Origin of the sequence: Mucilaginibacter pineti (genome assembly GCF_900101875.1) — a bacterium.
In the GTDB taxonomy this organism is placed as follows: Bacteria; Bacteroidota; Bacteroidia; order Sphingobacteriales; family Sphingobacteriaceae; genus Mucilaginibacter; species Mucilaginibacter pineti.
On record NZ_FNAI01000001.1, the window covers coordinates 958,784 to 972,128 of the forward strand.

Genomic DNA, 13,345 nt, shown 5'->3' on the forward strand with positions numbered 1-13,345 from the left:
TAAAAGCGACCACAGCGGGTATTGTGTAGCCCAAGCTTGCGTATGTGTAGCGGCCCTAAGGTGTGCCTATCATCCTGTTAATAACATCGCGGTAGCTGTCACTTAGCGGAACTTCAATATTTACCAATTTAATACGACCGCGGCGCATCTGGGTTACATGCTGCAAATTAACCAGGTAAGATTTATGCACCCTAAAAAACTGATCGGCCGGTAATTGCAGCTCAACTGCTTTAAGACTAATGCGCGATAGTACCGGCTTTTGCTGCTGATTAATGAAGTGCACTTTAATATAATCCTTTAATCCTTCAATATATTCTATCTGGTCGAAACTTATTTTAACCAGGTTATAATCAGCGTGCAAAAAGAAATAGTTTTTAACAACGGGTTGCGGTACATGTCTTTTCCGCAGTTCAAACAAATCAAGCGCCTTATGACAGGCTCTTAAAAACCTGTCTAACGGAACGGGCTTTACCAGGTAATCAACTACATCAAGTTCAAAGCCGTCAACCGCAAATTTTTCATAAGCGGTTACAAATATCACCATAGGGCGCTGGGTAAGGCTTTTTATCAGCTGCAAGCCATTAATGCCGGGCATGTAAATATCACTGAATATCAAGTCTATCGGCTGTTTTTGCAGCTCTATAATAGCTTCACCGGCATTGCGGCAGCGGGCCATTATTTGCATGGTGTTCACATGCTTTAGGCTATCCTCCAGCAGGTCAAGCGCTAAAGGCTCATCATCAATAATAAGGACTTTCATCATTTAAGTTCCAATTGCAGCAACACCATGTAAGCGTTCTCTCTTTTGTCGATATGTAAATTATGCTTGCCGGGGTACAAAAGCTCAAGTCTGCGCTTAACATTGGTTAAACCAATGCCCGATGCCGGGTCTTTATGCACATCCGAATCATTGTAAATGTTTTGCACGCTAAACCGCAGGTACTTATCATCAGCAAATAACGTAACGGCTATGCTGGGCTTTTCAATATCGCCGGTACCATGCTTAAACGCATTCTCTACAAAAGGGATCAGCAGCATGGGTTCTATCGTTTTTTCGGGGTATTTAATATCCGAAATAAAAGTTATTTCAACCTGATCACGAAAACGCAGTTGTTGCAACTCAATATAACTGCGCAGGTACTCATCCTTACTTTGTAACGTTACCATCTCAGCATCAGTAACATACAGCATATAACGCAGCAAGCGAGATAATTGTATCAGCGTAGGCTCAACCATAGCAGGATTTAGGCGTGACAAGGCAACCGCACTGTTTATCACATTAAATATAAAATGCGGACTAATTTGCGACCGCAGAAAAGCCAGTTCGGATATAAGCGACGCATTGGCAATATCGCGCTTCTTGTTCAGGGATTTAAATTGATCGGCCAGGTAATGATAGGCGAAGCTGCCAGCTGTAATAGATAAAAGCGGGAATAGTACAAATCTTGGGGTTGGCGGATAAACAAATTTATTTGCACCACGAATTATTAACGGACCGAAACCATTGACCTTATGGTTATATATCAATATCACATTAAAAACAACAAACGATGCTATAACCGACAAAAAATAAAGCCCGATATTTTTCTTTAATACGAATGGGATAAGCAGAAAAGCATTTAAATAAAACTCCGACGCCAAAACAAGATTAAAAATCACCACATGCCAGGGCGAATAAAATGGCTGTGGCATGCCACGCATATCTGGCCGGGATATAATGGGCGTGAAAATAATGAGCGCCCAAAATAACAGGTGAATACTTATTTCAATTAAAGCAGGCCGTATGCGCGTAAACATATAGCTAAGGTAAGCCATTTAACACCCAATGCTTAATGTTATAGATAAACGGGCAATATGTGCCGATTAAACAGCCGTTTTTGGCTATCTTAATTAGCGTGCCAATATTCAATAAGTTACAATTTAACATATATTAACTTAAGCCTTAGAACCTCTTCATTATTTTAACCAGCATATTGGCTATTATGGCATGGCCTTTATCTGATGGATGAAGACCATCATAGGTCATGTTCATGGCATCTGCCGGGTATGGATAATCATCGATTTTGGGGTTATAAGGAATGCCAACATAATCGGGATAAGTATAGTTTTTATATTCGCCGGTTTTGGGATCTTTTAAACGGCGGTACTTAACTGCATTTTTTATAGTGATCCCACTTTTATAATAAAGATCGACCAGCTTAAAATTTTCTTTTTTGGCGATATTCTTAACCGCATCGGCATATTCGGACAAGAAATGGCCGTTTTTCTCCTTATAACAGCCATATATAATGCTCGAATAATTGTTTACATCAACAAAATCCGTGCGTTGCATAGGTGTTATCAGAATGATTTCAGCCTCGCTGTTAAGGCTACGAATCTTGTTAACGATTGTACGGTAGGCCCCATAGGCCGTTGCGTTGCCAGTGTTATTTTCATAATCAGCCATCGTACCTATAGGTAAAGCGGTCCACCAGTCATTTGTACCCAAAAACACCGAGTAGATGTCGGCCTTTTCAATGCCCAGTTTATCTATGTTATCTGCAATACTTTTTGCTGTCCAGCCGCCATAACCCTGGTTGGTAAAATGTATGTAAGGTAATTTTTCAACCACATCGTCCATATAGCCTTTTGTGATCCGGTTTTTTGTGGCCTCGGGTTTGCCATTGTGGTAGGTAATCGAATCGCCGATGGCCACCCAGGTAAGTTCTTTCCTTGGCGAAAACGCGGTGAGTAAGGTTAAACTGATCAGCAGTAGTAATGATTTTCTCATGGGTACAATTAACGTAAAAAGTTATAACTATTTAATATCGCCAAAATGAACCTCCTGGTAGTTATAAGCAGGATTCTTAAGCAATTGAAATGTTGTTGCCGGCCCGAGTTCCCATGCACGTAACGCCCATACGATCTTTTTATCAGGCGTTATCTCTATAGCCTGTACCGGGGCGTTGCTGGTATCAAGCTTTTTGTTCCATTGATTAAACCAGTTGTTGATAAGCGTATTGCCGTTTGAAAGGCGAACAGCTATTTGCGGGTCGGTTATTTTATATCCGGGGATAGCCGTTAACGGGCAATCCCACACCAAATGCCCATCTTTACCAATTTCCCTCACAAAATTTTGATTGCTGGCTACCAAAATATTCCCGTTGCTTAACGGTACTGCCGACCAAACACTGGGTACATCTATAGATGAAAGCAGCTTGCCGTTAATATCGTATTCATTAACTTTCCCCAAATCCATATGCGCTATCAGCAGCGTGCCAGCCTGGGTTAGCCGCGCATGCCTTATTTGCCCATGCGTACCACTTTTAAAAGGCAGTACAAATTCCTTTTCAACCGCATTGGTTTTAATATTCATTACAAAAACCTTGGCAGGATTACCATTTTGAACAAATACCACATGATCATCGCCAATGAGCTGGGCGGTATGAGTTTCAAAACCTTCGGGGGCATCGTAATTCCAAAGCACTTTTTTGTCTTTGTTAATTAAAGTAACCCCAAACTGATGAGCAAACAGCACGTTTCCGTTGGCCATCAATACAGCATCGCTGATTTCACCTTTGCCTGTGGTATCTATGTATGACCAGGTTATTTTGCCGTTACGCACAATGTACATATTACGGACCTTCCCCTCACCCGCAAAAAAGAAATCATACTGTTTAAGACCTTTCCCAGGCAGTACATCGGGCGCAGCAGCAACCGTTTGCGCGAGTAATTGCTTACCTGCTCCTATCGACAACAAGAGCGTTATAACGACTGCAAGTTTAACACGGTGATATTCGTATAAACCGGGGGTTGATATATTTTTCATTTGAGTTTTTTTTAATCAACTGGGATGGTAATTCCTGCTGATCTATTTACCTAAGCTAAATATTTTCGCTTATATAATTGGCTAACGGCAGGGTGTTATTTCCCTGTTGATATTTACTCAAATAACGCTTAATAATGGTTTCGGCGATTGCACAATCATGCATATTTATAGTAATAATGTACAAGTTGGCAATGATTGTGCAACACCTCGGGAGTTGTTCAATATGCTGCTAATAACATCCGCCGCTAAAATTAGTTAATCAACTGAACAGCAGGAATCAAACTATCAGCCGATGCGGATAGTTTGATTTTACCGGCGTTTTCTTTTGTTTTAATTAAAAAAGCTGCTGTTCCGGCATCGGCGTTCATTTTTTGTTCGCCAACTATTTCACCTTTACCTGATAAGTCTAATGCGATCTCTTGTTTTGCATCGGGGATAACAGTTCCGTTTTTATCAACTACTGAGGCATAAATAAACACAACGTCGCCTTTTCCAATATCCAATTTTTTGCCACTGTAATCAACAGTTAGTTTTATGGCATAAGCTTTTAATGGAGTCTTGCTTTCAGCAGATTCAACCAGTTTACCTTTTATATATCCCTTTGCGGTAATAGTACCCGGCTGATAGGCCACGTTAAAAGTAAAAGGGGCGTGTTTCAGGTTATTATTCATTTTACCTGTATCAGGGCTTTGTTTGCCTATGGATTGGCCGTTTAAAAACAGTTCAACTTCATCACAATTGCTATAAACCTTAACGCTTTTTGTGGCGTTGCTATTCCAATAGTTAGCTATAAATACCATCGGTTTACTTTCGGAGGCATCGCGCTGACTTTGGTAAAAGTAGTATACAAATTTAGGTAACCTGAAAATATCCATAATACCCGACGATTCAATATCCGGCGCGTAGCCTCGTTTATAATCAAACATAAGCCAGGCAGCATCACCAGTAAGGTTCCCGGTAAGGTTATCGTTATGTGCTTCCTGAAAATTTGCAGCCTGTTGCAGCATCCGTTTTTCACCATCGCTGCGTAACTGACGGGATGTTTTTTCCTCGTCGGTAAGGTCCTTATATTGGGTTTGGTTAAAGCCGGCGTTTTGGGCGTAATATTCCCAATCGCCATATTCGGCTATCAAGATGGGTTTGCTGTTAAACTTTTTCCAGTAATCGGGAGCTTTGGCATGCTGCCGCGCGGGAATAAATACATCATAAACGGCATCCATCCAACCGCAGGTATAAGTATCGGGGTAAGGCAATTCTTTATGGACAATGGCATGGGCCTTTTCCATATAATCGCGCTTCATATCTGTTTCATTAAGCGACGCCTCCCATAAAATAATTGAGGGGTGGTTCCTGTCCCGATGGATCATATCGGTTATATTTTGCAGGCTGTTCTTCTGGAAAACCTCATTGCCAAAAAACTGCCAGCCGGGGGTAGAATCCATCACAAAAATACCCAACTGATCACAAGCATCCAAAAAAGCCGTCGATGGCGGATAATGCGAACATCGCACAAAATCATACCCCGCCTGTTTTATTTTATAGGCATCGCGGTATTGGGCATTGTCCGATAAAGCGTAACCTATATAAGGATATTCCTGGTGGCGATTGGTGCCGCGCAATACATATTTACTGCCATTAAGGTAAAATCCATCATTTTTAAAAGCAATTTCCCTGATGCCAGTTTCGGTAACAACAGCATCAAGCACCTTTCCATTATTTAAGATCTGCACAACCACCTTATATAACTGCGGGTGTGCCGGCGACCATAACGCGGGAGCAGCAACTTCCAACGTTTGCTGCAAAGAAACCACACCTTTTGAATTTATAGCTGAAGCAGCGGCAACAACCGAGCCCACCGTTTTTCCTGCCGGATCATATAAAGTGGCTTTCAATTGCAGTTGCTGTTTCAGTGGTAAATCGTTTTTCACTTGTACGCTAATGTTTAACTGCGCTTTAGCGGCTGTTACATTACTGTAATGCAATAGTACACCTCCCCCGTTTACCTTATTGGCATCAACGGCATCGGTTATGTAGATCTTATTTTCTTTGATAAGCCAGGCGTTACGGTAAATTCCACTATAAAAATTAAAGTCGAGGTCTTTTATGGGTTTGCCAGGCGGGATAGTAAGGTCGTCGTGATTATTGAGCCTGATGAGCAGGCAATTTTCTTTTCCATATAACGCCTTGCCGGTAATATCAATGTAGATAGGCAGGTAACCGCCTTTATGCGTGAGCAGGTATTTGCCGTTCAAATAAACGTCGGCCAGGTTCATGGCGGCATCTATGCGGATAGCTATATGCTTACCCGCATCACTTTTATCAAGTGTAAAAAACTTGCGATAAAAACTAATCCCCTGCCATTGCTGGGCCGTTTTTATAACCGGCTCTATATTGACAGTATGAGGCAGACTAATTTGCTGCCATGAATTACCATTGTTACCAGGGCTAAAAAGCTGCTGGTTGATGGTAGTATCGGCATCTTTTATAAACTGCCAGTTATTGTTGAACAGCGTCGTCGAACTTGTTTTATTGCTTTGGGCTTTGGCTATAGCCGCGCCAAAGACAACAAGGAATATCAGGAAAAATTTCTTCATTTAAAAAGGATGTTACTGACTAATGTGATAGTCTTTACTGATGTTGGTATAAGTTTTTATATGATCGTTGGTGTTCCCTTGTTTGTCAACAAAGGTTTCGCCCCAGCTAAATGGCTCCCATATAAATGAGCCTTTAACTTTATTGCCGGGCAGCGATAGCGCAATATCATTCACCTCGCGTTTGTGCTGCGAGTATTCGGCTACCATTACATCCTGTTTGTAACGGGTATTGAGGTCGGTAAGGTTTTTCTTCAGGCTATCGGGTGTACCATGCCATTCGGGATAATAAGATTCACCTATGATATCAAAATCCACACCCCGCTTTAACATGTTATCCAAAAAATATCGCGACTCGGCATTTTGGCCGCCGCAGGCAATGTGCAGCATAATGCGGATGTTGCTGCTAACGGATCGTACGCCGCTAATGCCCGCCTTTAAAAAGCCGGCAAGCGTGTCCAGGTTTTTAAGCCTGCCGTCGGGCCATAAAATGCCGTGGTTAATTTCGTTGCCCACCTGTACCATATTGGGCAGTGTGCCTTGTTTTTTTAAGGTATTTAAAGTAAGTATGGTAAATGCCTTTATTGAATCCTGCAATTGTTGGTTATTGAGCATTTTCCAGGCGGCAGGTTTATATTGTTTGCCGGGGTCGGCCCAGGTATCACTGTAATGAAAATCGAGCAGAAAACCCATGCCGGCAGCCTTTATACGCAGGGCCATCTTTTTGGTATCCTCCAGGCCGCAATAGTCTTTTGCAGAATAACCGCTATCGGCTTTGGGATTATTGAAGATGCGCAGCCGCACATAGTTAAAACCATGATCTTTTAAGATCTGGAAAGGGTCTTTACTTACCCCATTATCATAAAACTTGTGCCCCTCGCTTTCCAATTGCGGAATAAAAGAGATATCGGCACCAAGGATTTGTTTGAATTTAATAGGCGCCGCATTATCTGAAAATTTATAGGCCGATAATGCGCCAATTGTTATTAAACCAATTACCAGGTATATTGATCTGCTTAAGCTTATTTTCATTTTTTATATATTACTTGTTATTAATATTTTAAAGAACTTGATTGGATTACTTAAACGCATCCAACGCAACAGTTGGCCTGCCCGAATTATCAAAAGCGCCAAGACCATAACCCTGCCAGTTATAAGCTTCGGGTTCCCAATAAAAAACACCTAAACCCTGTGCCGCCTTAACGGTACTTACTTTTACTAACAAATCAGTTAAAAAAGCTTTGCAAACAGTACCTTCATTTGCCGCCATCCCCACCTCAACTATCATTACCGGCGACCCGTACCTGCTAAACATATCATTCATATTAGCCAGGCATTGCTCATTGTATGATTGCCAGTTGTCTACCGTTGGATATAACGACATGCCTATAATATCCCATTTTGCGCGGTTGGCCTTTAATCCGTCAAACATCCACCTGAATACTGCATTATCATACCCATTGGCCAAATGCACAATTACTTTGGTACTACTGCTTACCGATTTTACGGCATCGTAACCGCTGTTTACTAAAGCGGCATAAGCTGCCATATTTTTGGAAGCCCGGCCATCTTCCCAAAGCATCCCGTCGTTGGTTTCGTTACCAACCTGTACCCAATCGGGTGTTATGCCTTTTGCTTTGAGAGCGTTCATTACCGATACAGTGTAAGTGCTTACAGCGGTTTTTAACCCCGCAAAATCTAAACTTTGCCAGGCAGCGGGTTTCGGTTGTTTACCTGGGTCGGCCCAGGTATCACTATAATGCAGATCGATCATTATTTTCATCCCCAGCTTTTGGGCACGAACGGCTTTGGCTACGACATCATCGGTATTACACCATCCATCGGCGGGGTTTACCCATGCCCTTAGCCTTATGGCGTTCATGCCTTTGTCTTTCAACAATTGCATGCAATCCTGTGCCACACCATCGTTATTATAAAATTTAACACCCGATGCCTCCATTTGTGTAAGCCAGCTTACATCGGCCCCTTTTACAAGGGCCGATGTGTTGGTTTTAGTAGTATCTGTAGTAATTGTGGTTTTGGTACCATCCTTTTTACACCCTGCCCACAGCAGCAGCGCCAAAACCCAATAAGCGTTTTTGCCTTTCATAGTTGCAAGTTAATAACCTTCTGTTTGACTTAGCTTACCTTTACTGGCAGTAATTTCATAAGTAGGCACCGGGAACAAATATGGCCCTGCAGTTTTACCAACAGTTGCAAGCGCAGTTTGCCATGCACCATGCCTTACCAGGTCCATTTTACGGTAACCTTCAAAGTAGGTTTCCCAGCCCTCTTCTTTCAATATCCACGCATCAAATGTTTGCTTATCTGTTTTTGCAGCTGCAGGCACCTCGCCTATGGCGGCACCACCGTGTTGTAAACGCACCTGATTAACCAGGCCTACCGCTTCGTTGGTTGGACCACTATTTTGGTTAATAGCTTCGGCGAGCATCAGCATTACATCGCCTAAACGGGCTTTGGGAATATCATTACCCTGGTAAGCATTTAATGATGCGCCGCCCAAGTCTGGGTATTTAGCAACTACCGGCCCGGATAAGCCATTGGCCTGGTTGCGCAAATCGCCGCTTTTATTGGTATAGCTTGCTATTAACAGGTTTCTTCTTTTATCTGCCGCGTCAAACGAGTTATAAAACGCCCAGGTGCATGATATAGGCGCATCGCCGCCAGCAAAAGAATCTTTTACACGGTTGCCCGGATAATCTTTAGGATAGGTATAAAAATCCCAAGGGTTAAAACTGCCATGATTTTCGTTACCATCCTGATCGGGGATACAGGATACAGCCCACATGGTTTCGGTATTTTTTTCTGTCGATTCGTTAAATAAACTGGCGTAATCATTAACCAGCGCATAACCCATTGTCATGATCTGTCTGCCTGTTTTTTCGGCATTAACAAAATCCTTTTCGTTCATATAGGTACGCATTAAAACCGTAAGGGCAATTGCCTGGTTAAAACGACCATAGTCTGACGGCGTTTTTGGCAGGTTAGCAGCCGCATAAGTTAAATCGCTAACTATGGATGCTAAAAAGACATCGCGCGTTGGGCGGCTTAAATCAGTTTCGGCATTGGTATTTATCTTACTGGCATCCAACAACACCGGCACCGGACCATACAATTGCAGCAGGAAATACATATTCCATCCGCGCGACATACGGGCTTCGGCAGTTAATTCCTTTTTAGCATCATCGCTGATGGTTGATTTTTCGATATCATCAATGATCTGGGTGATGCGAGTGATGAACCTTATTTTTTCAAAATGATTATTACCTGTACCCTGATTAGCCAAAAAAGCAAAGTTGGCTGTGCTAAACTGGGTGAAGATTCCCCCCCAGCCTGTCCAGATGTTTAATTCATCTGTAGGGTAATCAAACATCATGATATCGCCGTACTCCGGGCTAAACCAGTCGTTCTGGTACCCGGCGGGGTCATTATACCCCCATTTAGATTGAAATGGTTTATAAACCTCCGTAACATAGTTTACAAAATCGACCTCGGTTTTAGGAAAATTGGTGGTTGACAGCGAGCCGTAAATTTGCGGCTCCAACCCTTTTTTACAACTGCTTACGGTTACCGCAGCAGCTATTAAACATATGGTTATAATTTTTTTCATGTTGATTGCTGTTTGAAATTAAAAGCCGGCCTTTAAGCCAAAAGAAAACGTCCTGAACATTGGGTACGGGGCATAACCACCTTTAACACTGGCGTAGCTCACCTCGGGGTCTACCCCTTTGTATTTGGTAATAATGAACAGGTTTTGCGCATCGGCAAAAACACGAATGGATTTAGCGAACTTGTTGATCCATGGCGAATTAATGGTGTAACCCAATGTAAGATTGCGGCAGCGTACAAAATTGGTACTTACCAAGTTAATATCCGTTCCTTGCGGCAGGCCGGTTGCATTTTCAATATAATTTACACTTGGTCTTGTTCCGCTTTGGTTAACTGATGTCCAAACGTTAAGGGCCTGTATGGTACCGCTTTGGGTACTTGATGCTATGCTTACAGGATCGCCCCAGGCATTATTGTAATTAATTGATTTACCACCAAACTGGCTATAAAAGAAAATGCTCAGGTCGAATTGTTTGTAGTGAAAATCGTTACCAAAGCCCATGCTGATTTTAGGATCGGGATTAAGCTTGTAGATATCGCTGCCGGTAAGTTTTCCGTCGCCATCTTTATCCACATATAAAGGCGAGCCTGGTAAACTGGCACCACCTGTTGTAGGCTGCCAAGCCGGCACCGTTTGGCCTACTTGTAATAAGCCATTGGTTTTAAAATAATAGATCTCATTAACCGGATCATTAACGGCCTGGTAGGTTACGTCTCTAAAGGAATACAGGTAATCATATACAAACCTGCTTTTCCATTTGTAAGTGAAGTGAGAAACGTTGATAGTTGAATTCCAGCTAAAATCATTAAGCTTTACATTTTGTGTGCTTATGGAAAAATCATACCCCTGCCTGTACTGGTGGCCGCCATTAACCGGCTGCGTTGGCAGATAAGATAAAGGTGCTGTTGTAGTATTACCAAGCAAATTTGTGATATCATCTTTAAACACGTCAACCGATCCGCTTACCCGCCCTTTGAAAAAGCCAAAATCAAGACCAATATTTTTGTTTATCGTTTTTTGCCATTTCAATTCGGGGTGGTCAATACCATAGCGCGATATGGTTACATAATTGCTGCCGCCATTGTTAAAGAAAATAACATTACCATCAGGCGCATAACCTCCGTAAGCCGCGTTTCCGCCGATGGTATTTCCGGTGATACCTATACTTCCCCTTAGCTTTAACTGATCTATAAATGTAAGGTTCTTCATGAATGATTCATTGCTGATCTTCCAGCCAACAGATGCGGAAGGGAATGAGGCATATTTATTTTCAGGAAAAAACAAACTAAAACCATCATAACGATAACTCACACTTAGCAGGTAACGATCAAGAAAATTAAATGAACCACGCGCAAAGTATGATCTTAAAGTAGTTGCACTTTTAAATGAAGTGATACCAATGTTTGACGTTTCGGCAGCCAAGTTGGTTGCACCTATAGCATCGGCACCACCGGCTCCCTGGCTACCGAAAGAATTATAGGTAGTTTTATATTGCCCTGCACCTGCAACCGCATCTATATTTAAGAAGCTTGTTACATCTTTTTTGTAGGTTACCGTAGCTTCTAAAGTCTGATTCTCGCGGTTGTTATAGTTGAGTGAAGCCCTTGACAGATTTTGCGAAAAATAGAAAACCGTGCTTGGTACAAAAAAGGTACGGTTAGCCGCTTCGTAATTATCACCAAATAAAAGATGACCAGCCAAAACGCCGGGGATAACTTTTAAATCGGCAGATAAATTTGCATTTAGGGAATGGTAACTGGTATTATCCTGCACATCAAGCAGTGATACCGGGTTGGCTATAACGCCGTAACGGGTGTAGTTGCCATTCGCATCGCGTACCGGCACGTTGGCGGGATAACCCAGCGCGGCCTGTATGATACCAAAACCCTGCGTACCCGAGCCTCCTGTTTGCCCGCCTGATGATGAGTTGAGGTAGCTATTGGTATTGCCTGTAAAGTTGGCATTAAGTGTTAGGAATTTGGCAGGCATGAATGATAAATTAGCCCTGCCGGTATATTTGTTTAAGCCTGCGCCTTTTAATGTGCCTTCTTCATTATAATAACCGCCGGAGAAATAATAGGTCGCCTTTTCGCTGCCACCGTTTATGTTTATCTGATGGTTGTTGATGTTGCCTGTCCTGAAGATCTGCCCAAGCCAGTTAGTGCCATTACCAGCTGCCGCGATAGCAGCATCGGAATATTTTGGCGCCGGTACACCAGATTGCGGGGCCGAGCCGTATGGCTGCTGCGGCGTAGGTTGCCCACCCAGATACTGGTCAGTTATCAACTGATTGTACAATGTTTCGTACTGGTTAGCTTTAAGCGGCTGCAGGTACGGATAGTTTTTTTCAAAAGAATAGCTACCGCTGTAAGTAATATTTAACCTACCAGATTTCCCCTTTTTAGTTGTGATGAGGATAACGCCATTAGCTGCATTTACCCCGTAAATGGCAGCACTTGCATCTTTCAACACTTCAATAGATTCAACATCCTCGGGATTTAAACCTGCCAAACCACCACGACTTACACCGTTGGTTTCGCCGGCAATGGTGCCATTACCGGGCTCAAGGGCATCGCCCGGAAAAATAACACCATCTACTACGTACAATGGGTTGCCCCTGCCCCTGATAGAAAGGTTAATATTACCACCCGGCTGCGAACTCCCCTGCGAAACCTGCAAACCCGAAGCACGACCAAACAGCAATTGAGGGATAGAGTTATTAGCTGCCTGCGGGATCTTTTTAGGATCAACCTTGGTTACGGCAGTGGTAATGTTTTGGCGGGTAGTTGTACCGTAGCCAATAACCACCACCTCGTTGAGTCCGTTTTGTTTGCTTTCTAAAACGACGTTTGCTACGTTGCCCGTAATAATAACTTCGTGTGTGTCATAACCGATGCCGCTAAATACAAGCACTGCACCGTTAGCTGCTTTAATAGAGAATTTCCCTGTAGCATCGGTAGCGGTTCCCTGCTGGGTTCCTTTAACAAGCACCGCAATGCCGGGTATGGTGTTGCCATCCTCCTTAGCGGTTACCGTTCCGGTAACGGTTTGCTGGGCGTAAACACCAGAGATGGATAATGTAAGCAGCGTAAAAGCCAGCCAACAAAATCTTCTCCAAAAATGGAAAGTAACATTTTGCATATGTATAAGTTTAATTGGTTTGAAAAAAGCCTTATCCCGGTTGAAAGAAAAAGCCGTTGGTTTATTGTACAAATGACAGCTATAAAACAGAAAACGGCTTGTCCAAATCATTATACTTTTGGTTCAAACTGTTATTTTATTGCAGCTAAACAGGAATTTAACTTACTTAATAGA

General features: G+C 42.7%; 9 protein-coding genes. All 9 read right to left on the minus strand.

Annotation, left to right across the window (positions count from 1 at the left end):
- Nucleotides 1-55: 55 nt before the first annotated feature.
- The 9 genes from BLS59_RS03815 to BLS59_RS03855 all read right to left on the minus strand — a co-directional run bounded on the left by BLS59_RS03815 (nt 56) and on the right by BLS59_RS03855 (nt 13,171).
- Nucleotides 56-763, minus strand: a complete 708-nt coding sequence (locus BLS59_RS03815) for a LytR/AlgR family response regulator transcription factor (RefSeq protein ID WP_240315143.1) — start codon at nt 761-763, stop codon at nt 56-58.
- Nucleotides 760-1,797 carry a sensor histidine kinase gene (locus tag BLS59_RS03820; RefSeq protein WP_162842550.1) on the minus strand — a complete coding sequence of 346 codons (1,038 nt, stop codon included), beginning with the start codon at nt 1,795-1,797 and terminating at the stop codon, nt 760-762. The genes BLS59_RS03815 and BLS59_RS03820 overlap by 4 nt, the downstream gene beginning before the upstream one ends.
- Nucleotides 1,798-1,942: 145 nt before the next feature.
- Nucleotides 1,943-2,770, minus strand: a complete 828-nt coding sequence (locus BLS59_RS03825) for an SGNH/GDSL hydrolase family protein (protein WP_091144544.1) — start codon at nt 2,768-2,770, stop codon at nt 1,943-1,945.
- Nucleotides 2,771-2,797: 27 nt separating this feature from the next.
- Nucleotides 2,798-3,808 carry a beta-propeller domain-containing protein gene (locus BLS59_RS03830; RefSeq protein WP_091144547.1) on the minus strand — a complete coding sequence of 337 codons (1,011 nt, stop codon included), beginning with the start codon at nt 3,806-3,808 and terminating at the stop codon, nt 2,798-2,800.
- A 251-nt stretch (nt 3,809-4,059) separates the two neighbouring features.
- Nucleotides 4,060-6,402, minus strand: a complete 2,343-nt coding sequence (locus BLS59_RS03835) for a glycoside hydrolase family 2 protein (RefSeq protein WP_091144551.1) — start codon at nt 6,400-6,402, stop codon at nt 4,060-4,062.
- A gap of 12 nt (nt 6,403-6,414) precedes the next feature.
- Complete coding sequence (locus BLS59_RS03840) at nt 6,415-7,431, minus strand: glycoside hydrolase family 53 protein (RefSeq protein WP_091144554.1); 1,017 nt, start codon at nt 7,429-7,431, stop codon at nt 6,415-6,417.
- 46 nt (nt 7,432-7,477) lie between these two features.
- Nucleotides 7,478-8,509: a glycoside hydrolase family 53 protein gene (locus tag BLS59_RS03845; RefSeq protein ID WP_091144557.1), complete on the minus strand. Its 1,032-nt coding sequence runs from the start codon at nt 8,507-8,509 to the stop codon at nt 7,478-7,480.
- A gap of 9 nt (nt 8,510-8,518) precedes the next feature.
- Nucleotides 8,519-10,030 (minus strand): RagB/SusD family nutrient uptake outer membrane protein, encoded by a 1,512-nt coding sequence (locus BLS59_RS03850; RefSeq protein WP_091144562.1) that lies wholly within the window; start codon nt 10,028-10,030, stop codon nt 8,519-8,521.
- Between the two features lie 18 nt (nt 10,031-10,048).
- Entirely contained in the window at nt 10,049-13,171 is a 3,123-nt protein-coding gene (locus BLS59_RS03855) for a SusC/RagA family TonB-linked outer membrane protein (protein ID WP_091144565.1), read from the minus strand.
- Between the last annotated feature and the right edge of the window lie 174 nt (nt 13,172-13,345).